The organism is Streptomyces indicus (assembly GCF_900100315.1).
Taxonomy (GTDB): Bacteria; Actinomycetota; Actinomycetes; order Streptomycetales; family Streptomycetaceae; genus Streptomyces; species Streptomyces indicus.
Window position 1 is genome coordinate 358,574 of the sequence record NZ_FNFF01000003.1, and the last position, 26,771, is coordinate 385,344.

21 protein-coding genes are annotated in these 26,771 nt (G+C 71.4%); 10 read left to right on the forward strand and 11 right to left on the reverse strand.

Translation table 11 applies throughout. The features are described from left to right. Positions 1 to 318 precede the first annotated feature (318 nt). Together BLT97_RS11150 and metH are read right to left on the reverse strand one after the other, a co-directional pair. Entirely contained in the window at positions 319 to 1,011 is a 693-nt protein-coding gene (locus BLT97_RS11150; protein ID WP_093608706.1) for an HAD family hydrolase, read from the reverse strand. A gap of 139 nt (positions 1,012 to 1,150) precedes the next feature. Continuing rightward, positions 1,151 to 4,681, reverse strand: coding sequence for a methionine synthase (gene metH, locus BLT97_RS11155; RefSeq protein WP_093608708.1), 3,531 nt, complete (start codon positions 4,679 to 4,681; stop codon positions 1,151 to 1,153). A gap of 269 nt (positions 4,682 to 4,950) precedes the next feature. On the opposite strand from metH, the gene BLT97_RS11160 reads away from it, so the two are divergent. The 5 genes from BLT97_RS11160 (at position 4,951) to BLT97_RS11180 (ending at position 10,906) form a co-directional block, all read left to right on the forward strand. Beyond that, positions 4,951 to 5,715, forward strand: coding sequence for an IclR family transcriptional regulator (locus BLT97_RS11160; protein WP_093608710.1), 765 nt, complete (start codon positions 4,951 to 4,953; stop codon positions 5,713 to 5,715). 260 nt (positions 5,716 to 5,975) lie between these two features. Beyond that, positions 5,976 to 6,764, forward strand: coding sequence for an MIP/aquaporin family protein (locus BLT97_RS11165; RefSeq protein WP_093608712.1), 789 nt, complete (start codon positions 5,976 to 5,978; stop codon positions 6,762 to 6,764). A gap of 56 nt (positions 6,765 to 6,820) precedes the next feature. After that, a complete protein-coding gene (glpK, locus tag BLT97_RS11170) occupies positions 6,821 to 8,350 on the forward strand; it encodes a glycerol kinase GlpK (RefSeq protein ID WP_093608714.1) in 1,530 nt (509 codons plus the stop codon). A 57-nt stretch (positions 8,351 to 8,407) separates the two neighbouring features. Further along, positions 8,408 to 10,024 (forward strand): glycerol-3-phosphate dehydrogenase/oxidase, encoded by a 1,617-nt coding sequence (locus BLT97_RS11175; RefSeq protein WP_093608716.1) that lies wholly within the window; start codon positions 8,408 to 8,410, stop codon positions 10,022 to 10,024. Positions 10,025 to 10,234: 210 nt separating this feature from the next. After that, positions 10,235 to 10,906 carry a FadR/GntR family transcriptional regulator gene (locus BLT97_RS11180; RefSeq protein WP_093608718.1) on the forward strand — a complete coding sequence of 224 codons (672 nt, stop codon included), beginning with the start codon at positions 10,235 to 10,237 and terminating at the stop codon, positions 10,904 to 10,906. Positions 10,907 to 10,940: 34 nt separating this feature from the next. Here the strand turns inward: BLT97_RS11180 and BLT97_RS11185 are convergent, their stop codons facing one another. After that, the gene (locus BLT97_RS11185; protein WP_093608720.1) at positions 10,941 to 12,251 is read right to left on the reverse strand and encodes an enolase C-terminal domain-like protein; all 1,311 of its coding nucleotides are present in this window, start codon (positions 12,249 to 12,251) and stop codon (positions 10,941 to 10,943) included. 346 nt (positions 12,252 to 12,597) lie between these two features. Between BLT97_RS11185 and BLT97_RS11190 the strand changes: the two genes are divergently transcribed. Beyond that, positions 12,598 to 13,626, forward strand: coding sequence for a PAC2 family protein (locus tag BLT97_RS11190; RefSeq protein ID WP_218137298.1), 1,029 nt, complete (start codon positions 12,598 to 12,600; stop codon positions 13,624 to 13,626). A gap of 78 nt (positions 13,627 to 13,704) precedes the next feature. On the opposite strand, the gene BLT97_RS11195 is transcribed toward BLT97_RS11190, so the two are convergent. The 5 genes from BLT97_RS11195 to BLT97_RS11215 form a co-directional block, all read right to left on the reverse strand. Then, on the reverse strand, positions 13,705 to 14,685 hold the full coding sequence (locus tag BLT97_RS11195; protein ID WP_093608722.1) for an SMP-30/gluconolactonase/LRE family protein: 981 nt from the start codon (positions 14,683 to 14,685) through the stop codon (positions 13,705 to 13,707). A 241-nt stretch (positions 14,686 to 14,926) separates the two neighbouring features. After that, positions 14,927 to 16,156 (reverse strand): cysteine--1-D-myo-inosityl 2-amino-2-deoxy-alpha-D-glucopyranoside ligase, encoded by a 1,230-nt coding sequence (gene mshC, locus BLT97_RS11200; protein ID WP_093608724.1) that lies wholly within the window; start codon positions 16,154 to 16,156, stop codon positions 14,927 to 14,929. A 173-nt stretch (positions 16,157 to 16,329) separates the two neighbouring features. Continuing rightward, positions 16,330 to 17,199 carry an SCO1664 family protein gene (locus BLT97_RS11205; RefSeq protein ID WP_093608726.1) on the reverse strand — a complete coding sequence of 290 codons (870 nt, stop codon included), beginning with the start codon at positions 17,197 to 17,199 and terminating at the stop codon, positions 16,330 to 16,332. Then, positions 17,163 to 17,753, reverse strand: coding sequence for a DUF3090 domain-containing protein (locus tag BLT97_RS11210; RefSeq protein WP_093608728.1), 591 nt, complete (start codon positions 17,751 to 17,753; stop codon positions 17,163 to 17,165). Before BLT97_RS11210 ends, BLT97_RS11205 begins: the two co-directional genes overlap by 37 nt. A 68-nt stretch (positions 17,754 to 17,821) precedes the next feature. Further along, positions 17,822 to 18,517 (reverse strand): histidine phosphatase family protein, encoded by a 696-nt coding sequence (locus tag BLT97_RS11215; RefSeq protein ID WP_093608730.1) that lies wholly within the window; start codon positions 18,515 to 18,517, stop codon positions 17,822 to 17,824. A gap of 95 nt (positions 18,518 to 18,612) precedes the next feature. Here BLT97_RS11215 and corA point away from each other — a divergent pair, with 95 nt between their 5' ends. After that, a complete protein-coding gene (gene corA / locus BLT97_RS11220; protein WP_093608732.1) occupies positions 18,613 to 19,605 on the forward strand; it encodes a magnesium/cobalt transporter CorA in 993 nt (330 codons plus the stop codon). Between the two features lie 116 nt (positions 19,606 to 19,721). After that, a complete protein-coding gene (locus BLT97_RS11225) occupies positions 19,722 to 19,955 on the forward strand; it encodes an SGM_3592 family protein (protein WP_093608734.1) in 234 nt (77 codons plus the stop codon). A 51-nt stretch (positions 19,956 to 20,006) separates the two neighbouring features. Here BLT97_RS11225 and BLT97_RS11230 read toward each other — a convergent pair whose 3' ends face one another. Continuing rightward, on the reverse strand, positions 20,007 to 20,795 hold the full coding sequence (locus BLT97_RS11230) for a hypothetical protein (RefSeq protein ID WP_093608736.1): 789 nt from the start codon (positions 20,793 to 20,795) through the stop codon (positions 20,007 to 20,009). A gap of 281 nt (positions 20,796 to 21,076) precedes the next feature. Next, positions 21,077 to 22,132, reverse strand: coding sequence for an LLM class F420-dependent oxidoreductase (locus tag BLT97_RS11235; protein ID WP_093608738.1), 1,056 nt, complete (start codon positions 22,130 to 22,132; stop codon positions 21,077 to 21,079). Between the two features lie 174 nt (positions 22,133 to 22,306). Between BLT97_RS11235 and BLT97_RS11240 the strand changes: the two genes are divergently transcribed. Then, positions 22,307 to 23,290 (forward strand): aldo/keto reductase, encoded by a 984-nt coding sequence (locus tag BLT97_RS11240; protein WP_093608740.1) that lies wholly within the window; start codon positions 22,307 to 22,309, stop codon positions 23,288 to 23,290. Continuing rightward, complete coding sequence (locus BLT97_RS11245) at positions 23,287 to 25,527, forward strand: ATP-dependent DNA helicase (RefSeq protein WP_425442678.1); 2,241 nt, start codon at positions 23,287 to 23,289, stop codon at positions 25,525 to 25,527. The genes BLT97_RS11240 and BLT97_RS11245 overlap by 4 nt, the downstream gene beginning before the upstream one ends. 536 nt (positions 25,528 to 26,063) lie before the next feature. Here BLT97_RS11245 and BLT97_RS11250 read toward each other — a convergent pair. Next, entirely contained in the window at positions 26,064 to 26,768 is a 705-nt protein-coding gene (locus BLT97_RS11250) for a hypothetical protein (protein ID WP_093608744.1), read from the reverse strand. Between the last annotated feature and the right edge of the window lie 3 nt (positions 26,769 to 26,771).

Here is a 26,771-nt window from a genome sequence, read left to right on the forward strand (position 1 = left end):
GACACAACGGCGGCCCCGAACCCCCACAGACGGGGGCGTCAGCACACGCGCGAGCGGTTGTCGACGCGCGCGGACGTGAGAAAAGTCACCTGGTCAACTCGTTTGTCCCGCAGGGGAATTCCTCATTCCTGCGTGACGGAAAATACACGCGCCAATGCGCTGCGTTTCCCGGGATTCACCGGCGCACGCTCGGTGAACGCCCGGTGCATTCCCGTAATCGGCGGCCAACTGCCTTTCGGCCGTGGCCTGATCGAACAGGTGGCCCGGGCGAACCGGTAATTGATCTCTGCCCGATCCGCCGTCCGGGCCGTGGCCGGGTCAGTGACCCACCACGGCCCGCAGGAACGGCAGGTCGACCTCTTCCAGCGAGGAGACGACCGTACGCCCCGGGCTCGGCGCGATCGGCGCCACCGACGGGACCGCGACGACCCGGCAGCCGGCCGCCTCGGCGGCGGCCACGCCCGTGGCGGTGTCCTCGACCACGGCGCAGCGTGCGGGGTCGGCGCCGAGGCGGGCCGCGGCGTGCAGATACGGGTCGGGGTGCGGCTTGGTGCGCTGCACCTCGTCGCCCGCCACCGTCAGGTGGAAGTGGTGCCGGCCGAGCGAGTCCAGGACGCGGTCGATGATGCGGCGGTGCGAGGCCGAGACGAGGGCGGTGGGCACTTCGTGCGCGGCGAGTTCGGCGAGGAGTCTGGCGGCGCCGGGCATCAGCGGCAGCGTGCGGCTGATCCGGTCCTCGAAGGCGTCGTTGAGCAGCACGGTCAGCTCCGGCAGGGTGATGTCGGCGCCGGTCGCCTCGATCAGGAAGCCGGCGCTGCGGCTCATCGGGCCGCCCACGACGACGTCGCGCCAGGACTCGTCGAGCGCATGGCCGAGCTTCGCGAACGCCTCGACCTCGGCGTCCCACCAGAAGCCCTCGGTGTCCACCAGGGTGCCGTCCATGTCGAGGAGGACGGCTTGCAGGTTGCTCTGCGCCGTCCGGGTACCGACTGCGGGGACCGTACTGGTCATCCGGGCACACCTCCGTAAGGGACGAGAAGGCCGGTCGCCTGGTGGCGACCGGCCTGCACTGGACCGACCAGTGTACGTCCCGTCCGCGCGAAGTGCGCGGGAGATCTTCCGGGGGCTCCCCGAGGCGCCCCCGTACGCCCTAGCGGGCGTTGAAGTACTTCGCCTCCGGGTGGTGGATCACGATGGCGTCCGTGGACTGCTCGGGGTGCAGCTGGAACTCCTCGCTCAGGTGCACGCCGATGCGCTCGGGCTCCAGGAGCTCCGCGATCTTCGCGCGGTCCTCCAGGTCGGGGCAGGCCCCGTAACCGAGCGAGAAGCGGGCGCCGCGGTACTTGAGCGCGAACATGTCCTCCATCGCGGACGGGTCCTCGCCGGAGAAGCCGAGCTCGGAGCGGACCCGCGCGTGCCAGTACTCGGCGAGCGCCTCGGCCAACTGCACGGACAGGCCGTGGAGTTCGAGGTAGTCGCGGTACGAGTTCGACTCGAACAGCTCGGCCGTGGCCTCGCCGATCTTCGAGCCGACGGTGACGACCTGGAGGCCCACGACGTCGGTCTCGCCGGACTCCTCGGGGCGGAAGAAGTCCGCGAGGCACAGGCGGCGGCCGCGGCGCTGGCGCGGGAAGGTGAAGCGGGTGCGCTCGTTGCCCTGCTCGTCGAGGATGATCAGGTCCTCGCCCTTGGACACACAGGGGAAGTAGCCGTAGACCACGGCCGCTTCGAGCAGGTTCTTGGTGTGCAGCTCGTCCAGCCAGCCGCGCAGGCGCGGGCGGCCCTCGGTCTCGACGAGTTCCTCGTACGAGGGTCCGTCGCCCTTGCGGTTCTGCTTGAGGCCCCACTGGCCCTTGAACAGCGCGCCCTCGTCCAGCCAGGACGCGTACTCCTTGAGCTGGATGCCCTTGATGACGCGGGTGCCCCAGAAGGGCGGCTCCGGGACGGGGTTGTCGACGGCGACGTCGGAGCGGCCCTTGGGCTCCTCGTCCGCGGACTCGGTGACCTGGGCGCCGGTGGCCTTGACCCGGCGCTGCTTCAGCTCGGGCAGGACCGCGCCGGGCACGCCGCGCTTGACGCCGATGAGGGCGTCCATGAGGCGCAGGCCCTCGAACGCGTCGCGGGCGTAGCGGACTTCGCCCTCGTAGATCTCGTGCAGGTCCTGCTCGACGTAGGCGCGGGTCAGGGCGGCGCCGCCGAGGATCACCGGGTAGTCGGCCGCCAGCTTGCGCTGGTTCAGCTCCTCCAGGTTCTCCTTCATGATCACGGTGGACTTCACCAGGAGACCGGACATGCCGATGACGTCGGCCTTGTGCTCCTGGGCGGCGTCCAGGATCGCGGAGACGGGCTGCTTGATGCCCAGATTCACCACGTTGTAGCCGTTGTTGGAGAGGATGATGTCCACGAGGTTCTTGCCGATGTCGTGCACGTCGCCGCGGACCGTGGCGAGCACGATGGTGCCCTTGCCGGCCTCCTCGCCCTCGACCTTCTCCATGTGCGGTTCGAGGTAGGCCACCGCGGTCTTCATGACCTCGGCCGACTGGAGCACGAACGGCAGCTGCATCTGGCCGGAGCCGAACAGCTCGCCGACCACCTTCATGCCTTCGAGCAGCGTGTTGTTGACGATGTCGAGGGCCGGGGTGTCCTGGAGCGCCTCGTCGAGGTCGGCCTCCAGGCCGTTCTTCTCGCCGTCGATGATGCGGCGCTGGAGGCGCTCGTCCAGCGGGAGCGCGGCCAGCTCCTCGGCCTTGCCCGCCTTCAGGGACTTGGTGGTGGCGCCCTCGAAGAGCTCCATCAGCTTCTGCAGCGGGTCGTAACCCTCGCTGCGGCGGTCGTAGATGAGGTCGAGCGCGACCTTGACCTGCTCCTCGTCGAAGCGTGCGATCGGCAGGATCTTCGAGGCGTGCACGATGGCCGAGTCGAGGCCCGCCTTCACGCACTCGTCGAGGAAGACCGAGTTGAGGAGGATACGGGCGGCGGGGTTGAGGCCGAAGGAGATGTTCGACAGACCGAGGGTGGTCTGCACGTCCGGGTGGCGCTTCTTCAGCTCGCGGATCGCCTCGATCGTGGCGATGCCGTCCTTGCGGGACTCCTCCTGACCGGTGCAGATGGTGAAGGTCAGGGTGTCGATGAGGATGTCGGACTCGAGGATGCCCCAGTTGCCGGTGAGGTCCTCGATGATCCGCTCGGCGATGGCGACCTTGTTCTCGACGGTGCGGGCCTGGCCCTCCTCGTCGATGGTCAGGGCGATCAGCGCGGCACCGTGCTCCTTGGCGAGCTTGGTGACCTTCGCGAAGCGGGACTCGGGTCCGTCTCCGTCCTCGTAGTTCACGGAGTTGATGACGGCGCGCCCGCCCAGGTGCTCCAACCCGGCCTGGATGACGTCCACTTCGGTGGAGTCCAGGACGATCGGCAGCGTGGAGGCGGTGGCGAAGCGGCCCGCGAGCTCCTTCATGTCCGCGACGCCGTCGCGGCCCACGTAGTCCACGCACAGGTCGAGCATGTGCGCGCCCTCGCGGATCTGGTCGCGGGCCATCTCCACGCAGTCGTCCCAGCGGCCTTCGAGCATGGCCTCGCGGAACTTCTTCGAGCCGTTGGCGTTGGTGCGCTCGCCGATCGCCATGTACGAGATGTCCTGGCGGAACGGGACGGTCTGGTAGAGCGAGGAGGCGCCCGGCTCGGGCTGCGGGTCGCGCTCGCGCGGCGACATGTCCCGTACGCGCTCGACCACCTGACGCAGGTGCTCGGGCGTCGAACCGCAGCAGCCGCCCACCAGGGACAGGCCGAACTCGTTGACGAAGTTCTCCTGCGCGTCCGCCATCTCCGGCGGGGTGAGCGGGAAGTACGCGCCGTCCTTGGTCAGGACGGGAAGGCCGGCGTTCGGCATGCACATCAGCGGTGTACGCGAGTGGCGGGCCAGATAGCGCAGGTGCTCGCTCATCTCGGCGGGGCCGGTCGAGCAGTTGAGGCCGATCAGGTCGATGCCGAGCGGTTCGAGCGAGGTGAGCGCGGCACCGATCTCGGAGCCGAGCAGCATCACGCCGGTGGTCTCGAAGGCGAGGGAGCAGATAAGGGGGACGTCGATGCCGAGCGCGTCCATCGCGCGGCGTGCGCCGATGAGGCCGGCCTTGGTCTGCAGGAGGTCCTGCGTGGTCTCCACGATCAGGGCGTCGGCGCCGCCGGCGAGCAGCCCCTCGGCGTTCTGCTGGTAGCCGTCGCGGATCGAGGTGTACGTGGTGTGGCCGAGCGTCGGCAGCTTCGTACCCGGGCCGACCGAGCCGAGCACCCAGCGCTGGCGGCCGTCCTTGGCGGCGAACTCGTCGGCGACCTCGCGGGCGATCCGCGCGCCCGCCTCGGAGAGTTCGTAGATGCGGTCGGCGATCTCGTACTCGCTCGCGGCGGTGGCGTTCGCGCCGAAGGTGTTGGTCTCCACGCAGTCGACGCCGACGGCGAAGTACTCCTCGTGCACCGAGCGCACGATGTCGGGACGCGTGATGTTCAGGATCTCGTTGCAGCCTTCGAGCTGCTGGAAGTCCTCCAGGGTCGGGTCCTGCGCCTGGAGCATGGTCCCCATCGCGCCGTCGGCCACGACCACGCGGCTGGCGAGGGCCTCTCGGAGGGCTGCGATACGGGCGCCGTGTGCGGCTGAGGTACCTGCGGACGGGGTCGGCTGCGAGGCCATGGAAGAACTCCCTGTGTGCGACGGCTGTCGGCTTTGCGCCCTCCCGGTGGAAGGCGCACCCGGTCAGGGTAGCCGGGACCAAGGTCCCGAGGAGAGGGGCGTCCCAGGGGTCGGACCGCGACGGGACGCCGGGGTGGGCGTCGCGGTCGTACGGGACGTGCGCCACGATGTCGGCCACTTACGGAAATCGACGGTGCTCGCCATTAGGACAAGGTCGACAACGGCCGATAGTGTTCAGCATTGTCGAACGACCAGGAGGCTTGTAGGCGATGGCGAAGAACATCCAGTCGCTCGAGCGCGCCGCCGCCATGCTGCGGCTGCTCGCCGGCGGCGAGCGACGCCTCGGCCTCTCCGACATCGCCTCCTCGCTCGGTCTCGCGAAGGGCACCGCGCACGGGATCCTGCGCACGTTGCAGGCCGAGGGCTTCGTGGAGCAGGACGCCGCCTCCGGCCGCTACCAGCTGGGCGCCGAGCTGCTGCGCCTGGGCAACAGCTACCTCGACATCCACGAGCTGCGCGCCCGCGCCCTCGTCTGGACCGACGACCTCGCCCGCTCCAGCGGCGAGAGCGTGTACCTGGGGGTCCTGCACCAGCAGGGCGTCCTGATCGTGCACCACGTGTTCCGGCCCGACGAGTCCCGGCAGGTGCTTGAGGTGGGCGCGATGCACCCGCTGCACTCCACCGCCCTCGGCAAGGTGCTGTGCGCCTACGACCCGGTGGCACACAGCGAGGTGGTCGAAGTGGAGCGCAAGGAGTTCACGCCCCGTACGGTCACGGGCCTGGACGAGTTCGAATCCGTACTGGATCTGACGCGGGCGCGGGGCTGGGCCTCCGACGTGGAGGAGACCTGGGACGGCGTGGCCTCCGTGGCCGCACCCATCCACGACCGGCGCCGGATGCCGGTCGGCGCGGTCGGCATCACCGGCGCCGTGGAGCGCGTGTGTGCCGCCGGCGAGCTGCGCAACGAGCTGGTGGCCGCGGTGCGCGACTGTGCCCGCGCGGTGTCGCGGGACCTCGGCGCGGGCAGGTTCTGAGCACGTTCCGCCCACCCCTGCTGACCCACCGCTCGCACCGGCCCCGGCCGCCTTCACGTTCTCTCCCGTAACGATCGGGATTCCCGTCACAGAAGCCTTGACGTCGTGTTCACCCGGGAACAAGACTTCCGTTCATCGGTCGGCATTGTCGAACAGCTACCGGCAATACGGGGTAGGGTGTGACAACGCGGATCGAGCACCGCTCCCAACTACCTGGCTCTGCCCGGTAATCACCTGGACGAAGGACAAAGGAGTCGCGGGTGTCCAGCTCGGATATCTTCATCGGCGAGGTCATCGGTACCGCCGTGCTCATCCTGCTCGGCGGCGGTGTCTGTGCCGCCGTCACGCTCAAGCACTCGAAGGCCCGCAACGCCGGATGGCTCGCCATCACCTTCGGCTGGGGCTTCGCCGTGCTGACCGGCGCCTACCTCGCCGGCGGCGTCTCGGGCGCCCACCTCAACCCGGCCGTCACCGTCGGCCTGGCAATAGAAGGCGGCACCGAGTGGGGCAAAGTGCCCCTTTACCTCTTCTCGCAGCTGCTCGGCGCCATGATCGGTGCCGTCCTGGTGTGGATCACCTACTACGGCCAGTTCCAGGCCCACCTCACGGACCGCGAGATCGTCGGCGGCCCGGGCGCGCAGGACACGGTCAAGGCCGTCCCCAACAGCGAGCCGGGCCCGGTCCTCGGCATCTTCTCGACGGGTCCGGAGATCCGTAACGTCGCGCAGAACCTCGCGACCGAGATCATCGCCACGGTCGTCCTGGTCCTCGCGATCCTCACCCAGGGCCTCAACGCCGAAGGCAACGGTCTCGGGGTGCTCGGCGGGCTGATCACCGCGCTCGTCGTGGTCGGCATCGGCCTCTCGCTCGGCGGCCCCACCGGGTACGCCATCAACCCGGTCCGCGACCTCGGCCCGCGCATCGTCCACGCGGTGCTGCCGCTGCCGAACAAGGGCGGTTCGGACTGGTCGTACGCCTGGATCCCGGTCGCGGGTCCCCTCATCGGCGGTGCGATCGCGGGCGGTCTCTACAACATCGCCTTCGCCTGACCGAAACACACAGGGACGCACGAGCCGCCGTACACAGACTTCTTGGAGCACCAGAAATGACCGACGCACACACCGCGGGACCGTTCATCGCGGCCATCGACCAGGGCACGACCTCCAGCCGCTGCATCGTCTTCGACACCGACGGCCGGATCGTCTCCGTCGACCAGCGCGAGCACGAGCAGATCTTCCCCAAGCCCGGCTGGGTCGAGCACGACGCCAAGGAGATCTGGGCGAACGTCGAGTCCGTCGTCGCCGGCGCGATCACCAAGGCGGGCATCACCGCCGCCGACGTGAAGGCGATCGGCATCACCAACCAGCGTGAGACCACGCTCCTTTGGGACAAGAACACCGGCGAGCCGGTGCACAACGCGATCGTGTGGCAGGACACCCGCACCGACGCGCTGTGCAAGGAGCTCGGCCGCAACGTCGGGCAGGACCGCTTCCGCCGCGAGACCGGTCTGCCGCTCGCGTCGTACTTCTCCGGCCCGAAGGTCCGCTGGCTGCTCGACAACGTCGAGGGGCTGCGCGAGCGCGCCGAGCGCGGCGACATCCTCTTCGGCACGATGGACTCCTGGGTCATCTGGAACCTGACCGGTGGCGTGGACGGCGGTGTGCACGTCACGGACGTCACCAACGCCTCGCGCACCATGCTGATGAACCTGCACGAGATGGCCTGGGACGAGCGCATCCTGCATTCGATGGACATCCCGGCCGCCGTGCTCCCCGAGATCCGTTCCTCCGCCGAGGTCTACGGGCACGCCAAGGAAGGCGTCCTCGCGGGTGTGCCGGTCGCCTCGGCGCTCGGTGACCAGCAGGCCGCGCTGTTCGGCCAGACCTGTTTCGCCGAGGGCGAGGCCAAGTCCACGTACGGCACCGGCACCTTCATGCTGATGAACACCGGCGACAAGCCGGTGAACTCGTACAACGGGCTGCTCACGACGGTCGGTTACCGCATCGGCGACCAGAAGCCCGTCTATGCGCTGGAAGGCTCCATCGCCGTCACCGGTTCGCTGGTGCAGTGGATGCGCGACCAGATGGGCCTGATCAACTCGGCCGCGGAGATCGAGACCCTCGCCTCCTCCGTCGAGGACAACGGCGGCGCGTACTTCGTGCCGGCCTTCTCGGGTCTGTTCGCCCCGTACTGGCGCTCCGACGCCCGCGGTGTGATCGCCGGTCTGACGCGTTACGTGACGAAGGCGCACATCGCCCGCGCGGTCCTGGAGGCCACCGCCTGGCAGACCCGTGAGATCACGGACGCCATGACGAAGGACTCCGGTGTCGAGCTGACCGCGCTCAAGGTCGACGGCGGAATGACCTCCAACAACCTGCTGATGCAGACCCTTTCGGACTTCCTGGACGCGCCCGTGGTGCGTCCGATGGTGGCCGAGACGACCTGCCTCGGTGCCGCCTACGCCGCCGGTCTTGCCGTCGGCTACTGGCCGGACACCGACGCCCTGCGGGCCAACTGGCGCCGCGCCGCGGAGTGGACCCCGCGGATGCCGGCCGACCAGCGGGACCGCGAGTACAAGAGCTGGCTCAAGGCCGTGGAGCGGACCATGGGCTGGGTCGAGGACGACGAGGCCTGACCGGTCTCGCATGAGGGTGCCGGCTGGTCAGGCCGACCAGCCGGCGCCGACGAGGAGTTGACCATGAGCACCACCCTGCAGAGCATCCCTTCGCTCGGCACGCACGCGGCAGCGGGCGGCAACCCGAGCCGCGCCGAGACCCGCGACCTGCTGTCGCGCGCCACCTACGACCTGCTGGTCATCGGCGGCGGGATCCTGGGCATCTCCACCGCGTGGCACGCCGCGCAGTCCGGGCTGCGGGTGGCGCTCGTGGACGCCGGCGACTTCGCCGGCGCCACCTCGTCGGCCTCCTCCAAGCTGCTCCACGGCGGTCTGCGCTATCTGCAGACCGGCGCGGTGAAGCTCGTGGCCGAGAACCACTTCGAGCGGCGCGCGGTCTCCCGCCAGGTGGCACCGCACCTCGCCAACCCGCTCACCTTCTACCTGCCCGTGTACAAGGGCGGTCCGCACGGCGCGGCGAAGCTGGGCGCGGGCGTGTTCGCGTACAGCGCGCTCTCCGCGTTCGGCGACGGCGTCGGCCATCTGCTGAGCCCGTCGAAGGCCGCGCAGGACGTGCCCGAGCTGCGCACCGACAACCTCAAGGCCGTGGCCGTGTACGGCGACGACCAGATGAACGACGCGCGGATGGCCCTGATGACGGTCCGCGCGGCCGTGGACTCGGGTGCCGTGGTGCTCAACCACGCCGAGGTCACGGGCCTGCGCTTCACGCGCGGCCGGGTCACGGGTGCCGAGCTCAAGGACCGTTTGGACGGTACGGAGTTCGGGGTCGACGCACGGCTCGTACTGAACGCGACCGGCCCGTGGGTGGACCACCTGCGCTCGATGGAGGACCCGAACGCGGCGCCCTCGATCCGCCTCTCCAAGGGCGCGCACCTCGTCCTCAAGCGCACCTCGCCGTGGAAGGCCGCGCTCGCGACTCCGATCGACAAGTACCGCATCACCTTCGCGCTGCCGTGGGAGGACATGCTCCTGCTCGGCACCACCGACGAGGTGTACGAGGGCGATCCGCGCGAGGTGTCCGTCACCGAGCAGGACACCAAGCAGATCCTGGACGAGGCTGCGTTCTCGATCCGCGACCAACAGCTGTCGCGCGATCTGATCACGTACTCCTTCGCCGGTCTGCGCGTGCTGCCCGGCGGCCCGGGCGACACCGCGAAGGCCAAGCGCGAGACGGTGGTGACCGAGGGCAAGGGCGGCATGCTGTCGGTGGCCGGCGGCAAGTGGACCACCTTCCGGCACATCGGCCGCACCGTCATGAACAAGCTGGCGCAGCTGCCCGGCCACCCGCTCGGCGACGACCTGGAGCCCATCGCGCGGCTGCCGAAGAAGCTGCCGCTGCCGGGTATCGCCAACCCGCGTGCCGTCGCCCACCGCCTGCTCGTGGACGGTCCGGCGCCCGGCCCGCGGATGGCCGCCGACACGGCGAAGCACCTGGCCACGCACTACGGTTCGCTGGCCTTCGACATCGCGCGGCTCGCCAACGAGAACCCGGACCTGGCGCAGCGGATCCACCCGGACGCCCCGGAGATCTGGGCCCAGGTCGTCTACGCCCGCGACCACGAGTGGGCCGAGACGGCGGACGACGTGCTCCGCCGCCGTACGACCCTGACCATCCGCGGCCTCGCCACCGACGAGGTGCGCGGCAAGGTCCAGGGGCTGCTCGACACCAAGTAGCCCCGGGAACAGGGGACATCGGGGGATGTGAGGGGCGGTCGCCGCGCGCGGCCGTCCCTCACACCTGTGTCCGGCCGCCGAGGCCCTGCACGGAGCGCCACTATTGGTGACCCACTGTCACAGCAAGCGCTTGATCTGCGGAAACACCTTCCCACGCCGTCGTACGGCCGCATAATGGGCCGAATACATCGGAGGTATGGGGAGGTCGCCATGGCGGTCACGGACGAGGCCATCGAGAAGATCAAAGAAATGATCGTCTCCGGCGCGCTGCGGCCCGGTGACCGGCTCCCCAAGGAGAGCGAGCTCGCCGCCGAGCTGGGCCTGTCCCGCAACTCGCTGCGCGAGGCCGTACGGGCCCTCTCGCTGATCCGCATCCTCGACGTGCGCCAGGGCGACGGCACCTATGTGACCAGCCTCGATCCGCAGCTGCTGCTCGAAGCGCTCGGCTTCGTCGTGGACTTCCACCGGGACGACACCGTCCTGGAGTTCCTGGCGGTACGCCGGATCCTGGAGCCGGCCGCCACGGCGATGGCCAGCGCCCTCATCGACGACGCCGAACTGAAGGCGCTCGAAGACCAGTTGGACGCGCTCGGCCCGGAACCCTCCGTGGAGGAACTGGTGGCGTGCGACCTGGAGTTCCACCGCAGCATCGTGCAGGCCTCCGGCAACGCGGTGCTCTGCTCGCTGCTCGACGGGCTCTCCGGGCCGACGACACGGGCGCGGGTCTGGCGCGGCCTGACCCAGGAGGACGCGGTCGGCCGCACCCTGCACGAACACCGCATGATCCTCGGTGCGCTGCGCGACCGCGACGCGGAGGCCGCCAGGTCCTGGGCGACCGTCCATGTGGCGAGCGTGGAGCAGTGGCTGCGCACCACGCTCTGAGCACCCGAGGGGGCTCGACGGCTGAGGCCGCCGATCAGCTCCTCCCCCTCAGACGGGACCGCCAGACCGGCCCGTCGGGATAGCGGTGGGCCGCGATCGACTCGGGGTGCATCCGGGCGGAGAATCCCGGTGCGGTGGGTGCCTTGTAGCGGCCCGACTCGACGACCGCGGGGTGCGTGAAGTGCTCGTGCAGGTGGTCCACGTACTCGATGACCCGGCCCTCAAGGGAGCCGGAGACCGCCACGTAGTCGAACATGGCGAGATGCTGGACGAGTTCGCACAGTCCGACCCCGCCGGCGTGCGGGCAGACCGGCACCCCGAACTTGGCGGCGAGCAGCAGGACGGCGAGGTTCTCGTTGACGCCCGCGACCCGGGCCGCGTCGATCTGGACGAAGTCCACGGCGCCGGCCTGGAGGAGCTGCTTGAACACGACGCGGTTGGCGACGTGTTCGCCGGTGGCGACCTTGACCGGCTGCCCGGCGCGCACGGCGGCGTGCCCGAGGATGTCGTCCGGGCTGGTCGGCTCCTCGATCCAGTACGGGTCGTACGGGGCGAGCGCCGCCAGCCGGCGCAGCGCGTCGCCCACGTCCCAGCGTTGGTTGGCGTCGAGGGCGATGCGCACCCCGGGGCCGACCGCCTCGCGGGCCAGCCGCATCCGCCGCAGATCGTCGCCGAGGTCCTCGCCGATCTTCAGCTTGATCTGCTCGAAGCCTCCGGTCACCGCTTCCTGCGCGAGGCGGACGAGCTTGGCGTCGTCGTAGCCGAGCCAGCCGGGCGAGGTGGTGTACGCGGGGTAGCCGGTGGCCTTGAGCGCACGGGCCCGCGCCGCACGGCCGGGTTCGGCGGCGCGCAGCAGGGCGAGCGCCTCCTGCGGGGTGAGCGCGTCGGTCAGGTACCGGAAGTCCACGAGTGAGACGAGCTCCTCGGGGCTCAGCGCGGCGAGGAACTCCCAGACGGGCAGGCCCGCCCGGACGGCGGCGAGGTCCCAGGCCGCGTTCACCACCGCGCCGGCCGCCATATGCATGACGCCCTTCTCCGGGCCGAGCCAGCGCAGTTGGGAGTCGTGCGTGAGCGCGCGGTGGAGTGCGGCCAGGTCCGCGGCCCCGCGCGGGGCCGGACGGCCGATGACATACGGGCGCAGGGCCGCGATGGCGGCAGCGGCGACCTCGTTGCCGCGGCCGAGGGTGAAGCAGAAGCCGTGCCCTTCGGCCCCGCCGTCCGTGCGCAGCACGACATACGCGGCCGAGTAGTCGGGGTCGGGGTGCATGGCGTCGGACCCGTCGAGCTGCTCCGAGGTGGGGAAGCGGAGGTCCTGCACGTCGAGGCTGGTGACGGTCTCTGCCATGTACGCCCCACGCCCCCCGTGACCCGGCCGATGAGATCGGATCTTTCTCGGACATCCGATGTAACGTCCGATGTATAGCTCCGGCGACTGGGGGCGTCCAGAGTTCCGACCGTGTTCTGACACCCCTTGGAGCCCACAAGCTCGGATGAATTCGGAACCGAGGGTTTGGGGGTGAAGTCCCCAAGACAAACTCCCCTCACCTTGACCACACGGCACCGGCCCCGCGCAGGGGACCGCCGACCCGGTGCAGCGGGGCTTCCTGCCCCGTGCAAGGGGGCTGCGGAAGGCCCCGGGGATGGCCGTAAGGTTGGGGCGTGCACAGTGCAACGTCGGAAGGAGGCGCTGGGTGATCGAGCTCGAAGGGGTTCCCGAGCTGGTCGACCCGGTCATGGTGGCCGCGTTCGAGGGCTGGAACGACGCCGGTGACGCCGCCTCCACCGCGGTCGCGCATCTGGACCGGGAGTGGAAGGGCGAGGTCTTCGCCGCCCTGGACGCCGAGGACTACTACGACTTCCAGGTCAACCGGCCGACCGTGTTCATGGAGGGCGGCACCCGGAAGATCACCTGGCCGACGACCCGGCTCTCGGTGGTCCGCGTCGGCGGCGCCAAGCCGCGCGACCTGGTGCTCGTCCGCGGGATCGAGCCGTCGATGCGCTGGCGCTCGTTCTGCAACGAGCTGCTCGGCTTCGCCCATGAGCTGGGGGTCGAACTCGTGGTGATCCTGGGCGCGTTGCTCGGCGACACCCCGCACACGCGGCCCGTCCCCGTCAGCGGCGTGACCTCGGACCCGGACCTGGCCCGCTCCATGAACCTGGAGGAGACCCGCTACGAGGGCCCCACCGGAATCGTCGGAGTGCTCCAGGAGGCCTGCACGCACGCGGGCGTGCCCGCGGTCTCCCTGTGGGCCGCGGTGCCGCACTACGTCTCGCAGCCGCCGAACCCCAAGGCGACCATGGCGCTCCTGAACCGCCTCGAGGACCTGATCGACCTCAGGATCCCGCTCGGCGAGCTGCCGGAGGACGCCCGCGCCTGGCAGCTCGGTGTGGACCAGCTGGCCGCGGAGGACAGCGAAGTCGCCGAGTACGTCCAGACGTTGGAGGAGGCGCGGGACACCGCCGAGCTGCCCGAGGCGTCGGGCGAGGCGATCGCGCGCGAATTCGAGCGCTATCTGCGCCGGCGCGACGGTGGGCCCGGGCATGCGACGGAGGCCGAGGGCCCGTTCCTGCGGGACGCTCCGCACGACCGTACGAAGCCGCCGTATCCGCCGCCGAGCGGTGACGCGCGAAACGTCGAGAGGTCGGAGGACTCCGCGCCGGAGCCGGAGGCCGAGGCAGACGCCGACCGCGAGAGCGGCGAGGACGGCTCGCAGGAGTGAGCCACAGGTGTACGAGGAGAGGCGCCCCCGCAGATGCCGGGGCGCCCCTTTCGTATGGGCAGTGGGGCCGCTCTGGGCTCAGACCTGGTCGACGGCCACGGCGTCGTACGTCGTGTCGGGCCCCGGATCCGGCACGTCGAAGCGGGCGTTGGGCAGATAGAGCCGGCGGCCCCAGGCGGCCGCGGTCGTCGGGATGCGGAAGCGGGCGGGATCGGTGATCCGGGCGATCGAACGGCCCTTGGTGCCCGCCTTGTTGAGAGCGAACACGTCGATGGCGTTCTGCTGTTGCTGCACGCAGTAGAGCGTGCGGCCGAGCAGCAGCAGCCCGTCGCCGTTGGGGATCTTCGCACCGCCGAGGTCCACGGCCTTCGCGCGGCCCGACGCGGGGTCGACCCGCATCAAAGTGCCGCCGTCCGCATAGGAGTTGACAACGAGCAGCGCCGTGCCGTCGGGGGTGCGCTCGATGCCGTTGGCCGTGAACTCCGGGCCCTGCACCCAGTCGCCCGTGAGCGGCACGGTCGTCACGCCGCCGGGCCGCTGGTGGCGGTCGAGGGCGAGGCGGTAGAGCTGCGGCTCGTAGGAGTCGGTGAACCAGGCCGCGCCCGGCGTGGGGATGACGTCGTTCACGAACACACCGTCGACGGTGGCGAGCGTGCGCTGCTCGCCGGTGCGCGGATCGGCGATCCGCAGCTCGCTGCTGCCGCCGCCGCACAGCAGCAGATCGCCGCTGCCGAGGATCTTCAGGCCGATGACGGGATGGTCGGCGCCCTGCCCCTGGACGACGGTACGGCCGCGTCCGGTGGCCAGGTCCACGCGGTAGACGCTGCCGTGGGCGATGGAACCGAAGTACGCGTGCGGGGTGCGGCCGATGGTGACGCCCTCGGGCCGCCAGCCGTTCGGCAGCGGGAACTGCCGTGGCCAGGACGGCCGTTCACCGGTCCCGGCCGCCTGCGCCGCCGGGCCGAGTGACCCGATGACGGCCGCGCCGCCCAGGGCCGCACCCGCCCCCAGGAGGCTGCGGCGTGCTAACGGGCGGTCAGGTCTGTTGCTCGAAGCCATGGCTCAACCTCTCGTGGTGATCTCGCCAGAAAGGGTCAACAGTCGCTCATACCCCATCACATGACGATCGCCGTCGCAGGGTTTGCCCGAATTGCCGCACGGGATTCCGGTTCGTGAGAACGACGAAGCACGAGCAAGCACGAAGAAGCGGAAGAAGCACGAAGAAGCGCCGGACCGCAGTGTGCCGGTCCGGCGCTTCTCATCACTGCACTTCTCGTGCGGCGCTCCTCTTACCGCGAGGTCACAGCGCCACGCCGAGCAGCGCATCCACGGCGCGCGACACGAGCCCGGGTGCGCCCTCGTCCGTACCGCCCGTCGAGCCCTGGAGCTCGGCCCAGCGGTCCACGGCGGCGAGCGCGGCCGGTGCGTCGAGATCGTTCGCCAGCGCCTCGCGGATCTCCTCGACGAGGGCCTCGGCGGCCGGTCCGTCGGGACGCGAGACGGCGGCGCGCCAGCGGCCGAGGCGGGCCACGGCGTCGGCGAGCACCTGGTCGGTCCACTCCCAGTCGGCCCGGTAGTGGTGCGACAGGAGGGCGAGCCGTATGGCGGCGGGGTCCACGCCGTCGCGGCGGAGCTTGCTGACGAAGACCAGGTTGCCCTTGGACTTGGACATCTTCTCGCCGTCGAGCCCCACCATGCCGGCGTGCACGTACGCCTTGGCCATCGGGAACTCGCCGGTGAGCACCTGGGCGTGCGAGGCGCCCATCTCGTGGTGCGGGAAGGCCAGGTCGGAGCCGCCGCCCTGGACGTCGAAGCCCATGCCGAGGTGGTCGAGCGCGATGGCCACGCACTCGATGTGCCAGCCCGGGCGGCCGCGCCCGAGCGTGCCGCCGTCCCAGCTGGGCTCGCCCTCGCGGGCGGCCATCCACAGCATCGGGTCCAGCGGGTTCTTCTTGCCGGGGCGCTCGGGGTCGCCCCCGCGCTCGGCGGAGAGCAGCTTCATGGCGGCGGCGTCGAGGTTCGAGACCTTGCCGAAGTTGTCGTCGGACTCGACGGAGAAGTAGATGTCGCCTTCGAGCTCGTAGGCGGCGCCCATGTCCCGGAGCCGCTCGACGAGCGGCACGATGCCGGGTATGGCCTCGACGGCGCCGATGTAGTGCTGCGGCGGAAGCATCCGCAGCGCGGTCATGTCCTCGCGGAAGAGCGCCGTCTCGCGCTCGGCGAGCCCGACCCAGTCCTCACCGTCGCGGATCGCGCGCTCGAGGAGCGGGTCGTCGACATCCGTCACGTTCTGCACGTAGACGACCTGCCGCTTCGTGTCGAGCCACACGCGCTGCACGAGGTCGAACGCGTTGTAGGTCGCCGCGTGACCCATGTGGGTCGCGTCGTACGGGGTGATCCCGCAGACGTAGAGACGGGCGACGGGACCGGGGTCGAGGGTGACGAGCCCACCGGTCGCGGTGTCGTGGATCCTGAGGTCGCGGCCCTTGCCGGGCAGGGCGGGGACCTCGGAAGCGGGCCAGGCATGCATGGGTCGAGCCTAACCGGATGGGTGTTCTGGTTACGACCCGGGTTTCCGATCTTGTCCGGATCCCTCCGCGTTCCGGGCCGCCGGAAAGGGTCTTCCTCCCGCGGAAGGGCCGGAATCCGCTCCACTGGCGGCCGCGGAGGGACGCCCCGTCGTACAGGCGTCCGCGAGCTGCGCTACACCGGCGGCCAGGGGATGGCCGGCCAGTCCCCCGAGGGCACCGGGTGCACCCCCGAGCGCAGCAGCCCGCGGACCCGGGCCAGGGTGGCCTCCACCTCGGCCGGGGTCAGGAGCGCGGCCAGGCGCCCGGCCAGCGCACCGCCGGGCGCGAGCTCCGAGGCCAGCGCGGTCAGGACGGTCACGGCCTCCGCGGGCAGCGGCTCGCCGGCCCAGCCCCACAGCAGGGTCCGCAGCTTGTTCTCGGCGTTGAACGTGACACCGTGGTCGATCCCGTAGAGCCGCCCCTCGGCGCCGGCGAGGAGATGCCCGCCCTTGCGGTCCGCGTTGTTGATCACCGCGTCGAGGACGGCGAGCCGGCGCAGCCGCTCGTCGTCGGCGTGCACGAGCAGCGCCTGGCGTCCCTCGCCGACCTCGGCGAACGCCACCGCCTTCCACCCCTCCCCCGGCTCCTCGGCGTCCACCAGCGCAAGCAGCTCGGGCCCGGGCTCCTCCGGTGCGTCGATCCACAGCTGGCACATGCCCGTCCCGTACGGGCCCTCGCGCAGCACCGTCGGCGGTACGAGGCCCCAGCCGGTCGCCTCGGACACCGCGTACGCGGCGACCTCGCGCTCGGCGAGCGTGCCGTCGGGGAAGTCCCACAGCGGCCGCTCACCGGCGACCGGCTTGTACACGCACACGGCCGAGGCGTCCTCGTACGCGACATCGCAGAGCAGGACGGCGTTGGAGGCCTCGCGGATCTGCCCGCGCACCGTCAGCTCGCCCTCGGTGAGGAGCGTGAGCAGCTGCGGGGACGCGCCCCGGCCGAGCGCGGCCGGGGACTCGGGGGCGCTCACGCCCCGCGGCGGTATCCGTTCTGGCGCGGACATACATGTCCCTCCGGGTCGAGCGGCAGACTGCACAGCGGGCACGGCGGGCGGCCCGCGTTCACCACGTCCAGGGCGCGCTTGGCGAAGGCCCGGGCCTGCGCGCCGCTGAGCCGGACCCGCAGCATCGGCGGCCCGTTCTCCTCGTCCTGGAGCAGCCGCTCCTCGGCGGCCGCCAGATCGTCCTCGTCCTCGGCGTCCAGCTCGACCAGGGCCTGCGCCTCGACGACCATCTGCTGGGACTCGCCGTCCCACGCCAGCGCCATGGTGCCGACCCGGAACTCCTCCTCGACGGGGGCGTCGAGCGGTGCGGTGTCGGCGTTCTCCGAGGGGGCGACCGCAGGTACGGGGGCCGCGCCGCCGCTGCGCCGCACGACCTCGTCGAGCAGCTCGTCCATGCGCTCGGCCAACGCCGCCACCTGGGTCTTCTCCAGCGCCACACTCGTGACCCGCCCGCCGGCCGAGGCCTGGAGGAAGAACGTACGGCGCCCGGGCAGACCCACCGTGCCGGCCACGAAGCGCTCCGGGGGGTCGTACAGGAACACCTGACGGGTCACAGCGACTGCCTCTTCCTGGAACGGAAACGGATGTGTGTACGCGGATGCCACCCTACTGCGGGCGACGATCACGGTGCGCCCGCATCACCTCCCACTGTGGCGTCCCCCCGGCCGGGTGCGGAAGGCGCGGCGGGCGGCGCGAGGGAGCCCAAGTCCCCGGTGTCGCCCAGGCGTACGAGGAAGGGGCGCAGCCGCGTGTAGCGGATGGCCGTCACCGAGCAGGGTTCCACGGACAGGCGCTGGAACAGGTCCAGATGGAGTCCGAGGGCGTCCGCCACAAGGGACTTGATGATGTCGCCGTGGGAGCACATCACATACGCGGCGTGCGGGCCGTGCTCCTCCTCCACCCGTGCGTTCCACTCCCGTACGGCCTCGGCGGCCCGGTGCTGCATCTCGCGCATGGACTCGCCGCCGGGGAAGGCGGCGGCGGTCGGGTGCTGCTGCACGACCTCCATCAGCGGCTCACCGGCGAGTTCGGCGAGCTTGCGCCCGGACCAGTCCCCGTAGTCGCACTCCGTGATCCGCTCGTCCTCGTGCAGCGCGAGCCCCTCGCGCGCGGCGAGCAGCGGCTTCAGCGTCTCCTGGCAGCGCTGGAGCGGGCTGCTGACCGCCAGCGCGAGCGGCACCCCGGCGAGCCGGCCGGGCAGGGCGGCGGCCTGCGCCTGCCCGCGTTCGTCGAGCGCGACCCCGGGCAGCCGGCCGGCGAGCACCCCGTCGGTGTTGGCGGTGGACCGGCCGTGGCGGACGAGAATCAAGGTGGGCATGCGGCCAGGGTAGGCGTCCGCGGCGGGCAGCCCGGTGCCGCACCCGGTGCACGCTCCCGGCGCACAGCGTGCATGCTCCGCCGTATCGCGGAAAGATGCCCAGCGTGATCGTGGACTGCGCCATCTATCGCGAAGGCCGCCGCACCAAGGGGCCGGAGGACTTCTCCGACGCCCTGGACGAGGCGCGGGCGGCCGGTGACGCGTTCCTGTGGCTGGGCCTGCACGAGCCCACCGAGGCGGAGTTCGACCGCGTCACCTCGGAGTTCGGGCTGCACCCGCTGGCGGTGGAGGACGCGCTCAAGGCGCACCAGCGGCCCAAGCTGGAGGTGTACGACGATTCACTGTTCGTGGTGCTGAAGCCGATCGCGTACGACATGGCGCACGACGAGGTGAGCTCCGAGGAGCTGATGCTCTTCGTCGGCGACTCGTTCGTGGTGACGGTGCGGCACGGCGAGAGCGCGCCCCTCGGCTCGGTGCGCAAGCGCCTGGAGGACCAGCCGGATGTCCTCAAGCACGGGCCGACCGCCGTCCTGTACGCGGTGAGCGACGCCGTCGTGGACCACTACATGGACGTGGCGGGCGAACTCCATCTGGACCTGGAGACGCTGGAGGAGGAGGTGTTCGCGCCGGATGCCACCGACACCAGGACGCTGGCCGCGCGGATCTACAACTTCAAGCGGCAGATCCTCGAATTCCGGCGCGCCACCGTGCCGTTGGCGACTCCGATGATGCGGCTTTCCGGCGCCGGCGTGCCGTTCGTGCACGAGCACTCACAGCTGTTCTTCCGCGATGTGAACGACCATCTGACGCGGGCCAACGAGTCCGTGGAGTCCCTCGACCGCCTCTGCTCGGACATCCTCGCGGCCCACCTCGCGCAGACGGGCGTGCGGCAGAACGACGACATGCGCAAGATCTCCGCCTGGGCCGCGATGGCCGCGGTGCCCACGATGGTGGCGGGGGTCTACGGCATGAACTTCGACCACATGCCCGAGCTGCACCAGTGGTGGGGCTATCCGGGCGCGCTGCTCGTGATGGGCGGCGCGGTGTACGGCCTGTACCGCCTGTTCAAGCGGCGCGGCTGGCTGTGAGCGAATCCGGTCCTTGACCGTGCGGACCGGCTTCCTGCCGCGACGGGACAATCGGGAACATCTGCCGTGATTCCGTTCGTTCTCCTCCCACACAGGAGGTGCGCACAGGAGGCGCGATGAACGACAGCACGCACCGTGACGACGACGGAACGGCCGACGACTGGGACGCACCCGTACTCGACGAGAGCTTCGTCCGGTCGGCCTCCGTCACCGAGGGCTCCGCCCGGAGCCGGATGCTGGCGGCCCGCTGGCGCAAGCACGCCCCCGAGCCCGAGCCGTGGCGGGCGGACGAGCCGCCGGCCGGCTGGTTCTTCAGCCGGCGCCGGCGCCGCCGGTGGCGCCGCGGCTGACCGACTCAGGCGCCTGCGCGGCGGCTCGGGCGAAGTCCTCGCGAGCCGCGCTCAGGCGAATCCGGGGGCCGAGGTCGCGGGCCCGCCGAGTGCGTCGCGCCGCTCGGGCATCTTCAGGGACACCATCCGGCGCCAGCCGCCGGCCCGCTCGTACGCGTACACCGCATGGATGCCCGCGGCCAGCGTCTTCGCCTTGGCCTTCGGCCAGCCGAGGATCCGGCCCATGTGGTCCATCACGGCGAGGCTCACGTCGCGGTAGATGCGGATCTCCGCGTGCGCGCACTCGTGCAGGATCCGCTGGATGTCGCGCCCGTGCCCGGCGTAGGCGAAGCGCAGCAACTCCTCGTGGCAGTACGCGAGATGGTTGTCCTCGTCGTTGGAGATCATCTTGACGGCGCGGCCGAGGTCGGGGTGGTCGCCGAAGTACTTCCGCAGCATCACCATCTGCTCGGAGGCGCGCTGTTCGGTGACCCTGCTGTGCGCGAGATACGTGATGATGTCCTGCTCGCTGAGCGGCTTGTCGCCCTTGAGCTGCTCGTGCGCGAGGCCGATGCCGTGCTTCTCGAGCAGCATCGTGTAGTCGGTCTCGTGCGGGATCTCGCAGGGTTCGAGCCCGCGCTTCTTCAGGAGGGCGTTGAAGATCCGCCCGTGCTTGTCCTCGTCCGCGCCGTGCCGGGTGATCTTGGGGGCGAGGGCGCGCTGGCTCTCGGGGACGAGCGCCGCGATCCGCGCGTTCTCCCAGCCGCCCTGGGACTCACCGCTCGCCGCGATGGAGCAGAACAGGCGGAAGGACTCGTCGTTGTCGAGGATCTCCGTGAACAGACTCTTGGCCGAAAGCATCGATGCCACCTCTCCATGCAGCGTTCTGCAGGGTTCCGCACAGCGCAGTCCACGACGAAGCGCCGCCCGCAAAGAACGAGTCAAATGCGGTGCGAGGTGCCAGGCAACAGTTGTGTCGGACAACTGCGCCGAAAGACGTATTCGGGCTCCCTTGCGGTTTGCCCGGGGCCGGCGGTGGACAGCCGTAACCCTCTTGTCCCCGGCGCGTTGTTGTACGTGACGGCCGTGGCGGGGAAGACCCCCGAGCCCCCACCACGGCCGCAGAAACTTCTCCCCGTGCGTTACGCCAGTCCGGCGCGCTCCACCGCTTCCACACCGGCCCGCAGGGCCGCGAGCCGCTCGTCGAGCGTGAAGCCCGCGGGAGCCAGCGTCAGGGTCGTCACGCCGGCCGCGGCGTAGGCCTGCATCCGGTCGGCGATCCGGTCCACGGAGCCGAGCAGCGCCGTCGAGTCGATCAGCTGCTGCGGTACGGCGGCCGCGGCGCCGTCCTTGTCGCCGGACAGGTACTTGTCCTGGATCTCGGCGGCTTCCTTCTCGTAGCCCATGCGCTGGGCGAGCTGGTTGTAGAAGTTCTGCTTGCGGCTGCCCATGCCGCCCACGTAGAGGGCGGTGTACGGGCGGAAGGTGTCCGCGAGCGCGCTGATGTCGCCGTCGTCGCCGAGGGCGAGCGGCAGAGTCGGGCAGACGTCGAAGCCGTCCATCGTCAGGCCCGCCTTTTCGCGGCCCGCGCGGAGGTACCGGAGCGCGGTGTCCTCGAGGTGCTCGGCGGACGGGAAGATCAGCAGGGCGCCCTCGGCGATCTCGCCGGTCTGCTCCAGGTTCTTGGGGCCGATCGCCGCGATGTAGACCGGGATGTGCTCGCGCGCGGGGTGCACGGTCAGCTTGATGGGCTTGCCCGGGCCGCCGGGCAGCGGCAGTGTCCAGTGCTCGCCCTCGTACGACAGGCGCTCGCGGCTCATGGCCTTGCGGACGATCTCCACGTATTCGCGGGTACGGGCCAGGGGCTTGTCGAACTTGACGCCGTACCAGCCCTCGGAGACCTGCGGGCCCGAGACGCCGAGGCCGAGGCGGAAGCGGCCGCCCGACAGGGAGTCGAGGGTCGCGGCCGTCATCGCGGTCATCGCGGGCTGGCGGGCCGGGATCTGGAAGATGGCGGAGCCGACGTCGATCCGCTCCGTCTGCGCCGCCACCCAGGACAGGACGGTCGCCGCGTCCGAGCCGTATGCCTCGGCGGCCCAGCAGACCGAGTAACCGAGCTTGTCGGCCTCCCTGGCGACGGCCAGGTTGTCCGCGTCCATTCCGGCGCCCCAGTAGCCCAGGTTGATCCCGAGTCGCATCGGCCGCACCCCTTACTGATCAGTAACGTCTGAGTTGCCTGGAGCCTAGCGGGTGGGGGCGGATTGCGGCAGGGGCGCGGTGCTCCGGGGCGTGCGACCGGCGGTGCGACGGCTGGTGCGCGGGTTATCCACAGGCCCCCACGAGGCGGCGCGTGGCCAGTAATCTCAGCGCCCATGGAGCAGAGGCATCTCGGCCGTACCGGCCTGCGGGTATCCCGGATAGGACTCGGCACCCTCACGTGGGGCCGGGACACCGACGAGCATGACGCCGCCGACCTGTTGAAAGTCTTCTGGGAGGCGGGCGGCACGCTCGTCGACACCGCGGACGTGTACGGGGACGGGGATGCCGAGTATGTGCTCGGGCGGCTGATCGAGGGGCTCGTGCCGCGGCGGGACCTGGTGATCGCGACCAAGGCCGGCAGCGTGCCCGACCCGGACCGGCGCTTCGACGGCTCGCGCGGCCATCTCCTCGCGGCCCTCGACGCCTCGCTGCAGCGGCTCGGCACGGATTACGTGGACGTGTGGCAGGTGCACGCCTTCGACCCGGAGACGCCCCTTGAGGAGACGCTCCAGGCACTGGACATCGCGGTCGCGAGCGGGCGCGCCCGCTATGCGGGGGTCTCCAACTTCAGCGGCTGGCAGCTGGCGAAGGCGGCGACCTGGCAACTCGCGGTGCCGGGCGTGCGGACGCGTCTGGCCAGTACGCAGATGGAGTACTCGCTGCTCCAGCGCGGGGTGGAGCGCGAGGTGCTGCCGGCCGCCCTGGACCTGGGCGTGGGCCTGCTGCCCTCGTCGCCGCTGGGCCGCGGGGTGCTGACCGGCAAGTACCGGCACTCGACCCCGGCCGACTCGCGGGGCGCCTCGGACCACATGGCGCCGTTCGTCGCGCCGTATCTGGACGACGCCGCCTCACGGATCGTGGACGCGGTGGCGACCGCGGCCGACGGCCTCGCCGCGACGCCGCTCCAGGTGGCGCTCGCCTGGGTGCGCGACCGGCCGGGAGTGGCCGCGCCGATCATCGGGGCGCGCACGTCGCAGCAGCTCACCGCGGCTTTGTCAGTGGAGACCCTTAGTCTTCCTGACGAGATCTGCCAGGCGCTCGACGATGTGTCGGCGCCCGTGCACCGCTATCCCGATCAGGACTGGAGCACGTTGTGAGTACGGAGTCCGCCGCGGAGCAGCCGCGGGCCGACGTGGCCTCGGAGCCGGAGTCCCCAGAGGCGGCCGAGTCCACCGTGTCCGCCGGGGAGGCGCCGGCCGCCGAGGCGTCCGCGGACGAGGCCGGAGCTGCCGGTGGCGAGGACGGGGCCGGTGCGGCATCGGGCGGCGACGGCGCGCAGGCGGCGGACGGCGGGGAGAAGGCCGGGCAGCCGGGCGAGTTGTCCGAGGCCGAGGCGGAGCTCGCGGCCCAGCGCGAGCTCCGCGAGCGGATCGAGAAGCGCAAGGCCGAGAAGGGCGGGCCGATCGCGGCGGGCGGCAAGCTGAGCGGCACGGCCGCCGATCTGCTGGCCGCCGTACGGGCGGTGGAGAGCGGCGAGAAGCCGGTGACCCGTGTCGTGGCCGAGCCGCCCGCGCCGCGTCGCCCTGCGGCGCCCGAGCAGCCGCGGCCCGCCGCGCCCGCGCCCGTCGCGCCCACGCGGGTGGTGAGCGCTCCCCCGGCCGAGGCGGTCTCGGCGGTACGGACGGTGCTGGCCCGGGGCGGGGCGCCCGAGGCACTGGCCGAGCGCGCCATCGCGGTGCTCGGCGAGGGAGCGGATCAGCAACTGCGCGAGGATCCTTGGCAGTTGCTGCGCGTGAGCGGGGTGCGGCCGGACCATGCCGACGGTTTCGCGCGGGCACTGCTCGGCGAGGCCTGCGGTCCCGAGGACGAGCGCCGGGGCAGGGCCCTGACCGGCTGGCTCCTGGAGCAGGCGGCGGTCGCGGGGCACACCGCGCTGGACGCCGGCCCGCTCAAGCAGGCGCTGGCGCAGCGCGGGGTGCCCGACCCGGACGCCGCGGTGGAGTCGGCCGTGGCGGAGGGCGAAGTCCTCGTGTTCCAGGACGCCTTGGACGAAGGCACGCCCGAGCACGCGGACGCGGCCGGTGACGAGGACGAGGAGGCGGCCGAGCGTCCGGTGCGGGTGCTGTTCGGCCTGGAGCGGTACGCGCTCGCGGAGGAGAGCCTGGCCGACGGTCTGGCGCGGGTGGTCAACGGGCTGGAGAAGGAAGCCGGTTCGGACCTCGCCGGCTGGGCGGAGGCGGCGGGTTCCGTGCGCGGCTCGGCCGCCGAGCTGATCCGCGCGAGCGCCGCCCACGGCCTGGTGCTGCACACGGGCGGCGAGGCGGCGCGTGCCGAGACGGCGGCGCTGCTCGGCGCGGCACGCGAGCTGGGCCTCCGGGTCTGCGCCGCGACGCACACCCCGGACGGCCGGCGCCGGCTCGCGCAGGCGCACGGACTCGCCGAGGTCGTCACGGTCGCGGGTCTGCTGTCCGACAACGAGGGGCCGGGGCGGGACGCCGAAGGCGCCCTGCAACTGGACCTGTTGGTGGTCCTCGACGCACCGCAGCTGGACGTCGAGACGGCGGCCATGCTCGTGGAGTCCCTGGCCGACGGCGCCCGCCTCGTGCTGAGCGGCGACCCGGCGGTGCTGTGGTCGGCGGGCGCGGGCCGGGTGTTCGCCGACCTGCTCGCGGCGCGGGTGTGCCCGCAAGTCACCTCGCGCACCCCGGATCCTGGGCCGATCGGCGAGCTGGTCTCCGGCATCACCATCGGCGAGCTGAACCAGGTCGAGGCCCCCGGCAAGGAGGTGGTCATCGTCCCCGCCCGCGATCCGGGCGAGGCGGTGCACCGCACCGTGCAGCTGGTCGCCGACTCCATCCCGCGGGCGTGCTCCGTACCGGCCGAGCAGACCCAGGTGATCACGGTGGCGCACGGCGGGCCCGCGGGCACCCGCGCGCTGAACGCCGCGCTCAAGGAGCGGCTGAACCCGGGCCCGGGCCGGTTCGGCGGCTTCGACCCGGGTGACCGGGTCTCCTACACCCCGGCCCCGGGCCGTACGGTGACGGGGCTCGTCACGGGCGCGGAGGCGGCGGGGCTGCGCCTGGACGTCGAGGGCGCGTCGGTGGTGGTGCCCAAGGAGCAGGTGGAGGAGCGCGTCCGGCACGGCTGGGCCCTGACCGCACACCAGGCGCTGGGCCATCGCTGGCCCGCGGTGGTCGCGGTGCTCCCGGGAGACGCGGCCGCGACACTGACGCGCGCCTGGGTGTACTCGGCGTTCAGCCGCGCCGAGCGCCATCTGTCCGTGGTCCACGGCGTCGAGGGCGCCTTGGCCCGCGCGGTGGCAGAGATCCCGTCCAAGCCGCGCACGACCCGCTTGGAGCGCCTCCTGAAGGGACAGGTGCCTGCTGCCGTCTGAGGCGCCCGGCCGAGGTGACCGGGTCCGGGAGTGCACGGCCGCACCCGGACCCGTCCGCCAGGGCGGCAACCGTTCGCGGCGACTACTCGCGGCAACTGCTCGCGGCGAGGCGACTACCGTGCGGAGTCGGGTCGTCGGCTGGCCGATAGGCGTGACGCCGGTCAGGCGACATCCACGTGTGTCGTGCGTCCATCGGGCAACCGACTGTTGTGCTCCGGCCCGGGGGCAGCTGGAGGCGGTCGACTCCCGCACTGCGCCCCAGCGGCCAGCCGCTGAACTCCGGGCGGTGGCGGCCTGCGGGACTCCGATCGGTGAGCGGCTCCCGGACTCCCCGGACTCCAGGTCGTGGCCGGGCGGTGGCGGCCTCCCGGCCCCTGGTCGGTGGCGGCCTCCCGGCCCCCGGTCGGTGAGCGCTTCCGGCCCATGGGCGCCCGCTGCACCCCGGCCTCCCAACCGGAACCCGACCGGACCGGGCAGCCGGCCAGCACCCGAACGGAACCGGACCGGAACCGGGCAGCCGCCCGGCACCCGTACGCCTAGCGGTCGGAGTCCAAGGGCTCCAGCTCGTCCGGCTCCAGCTCGTCCTCGATGTCCGGGATCAGGTCGAGGCCGTCGTCGAGGTCCTCGTCGAAGACCGCGCTCACGTCGAAGCGGCACACCACCCTCTGCGGGTCCACCGCCTCGAACGGCGCCTCCAGCCACTCCCCCGCGTCGGCCGGTTCGTCCACGGCCGTCACCCACAGCGTGGAGTCGCCCTCCTCCAGGCCGAACTCCTTGTGCCGCGAGGCGATTTCGTCAGGCTCGAACTCGCCGAAGAGCACGCCGAGCGCCGCGTGCGCGCTGCCCCCGACGTCCCCTGCGCCCGGCAGTTCGCCCGCCGCGCTGTCCGCGTCGAGGTCGGCCACCCGCTGTGCCTGGGCGAGCAGCCGCTGCGGCTCGACCACCGCGTAGTCCCGCCGGATCAGCACGCTGAGCGCGCTCGGCTCGGCCGGCCCGGCATACGGCGGCAGCCCGTCCTCGGTGCCGGGGATCTCGAAGGGCGTGACCTCGTCGTAGGTGTCGTAGAGCAGTTCGTCGTACGCCTCGGCCGCTGCCGCCAGCTCGTTGAACGCCTCGTAGACGTCCGGGTCGTCCTCACCCGTCCGCCCCTCGACCGCGGCAAGGTGGCGGTCGAGCGCGGTCTTGACCGCCTCGGCGGCGGCACGTACCTCGGCAGCGGTGGCCTGCGCAGCATCAGACATAGT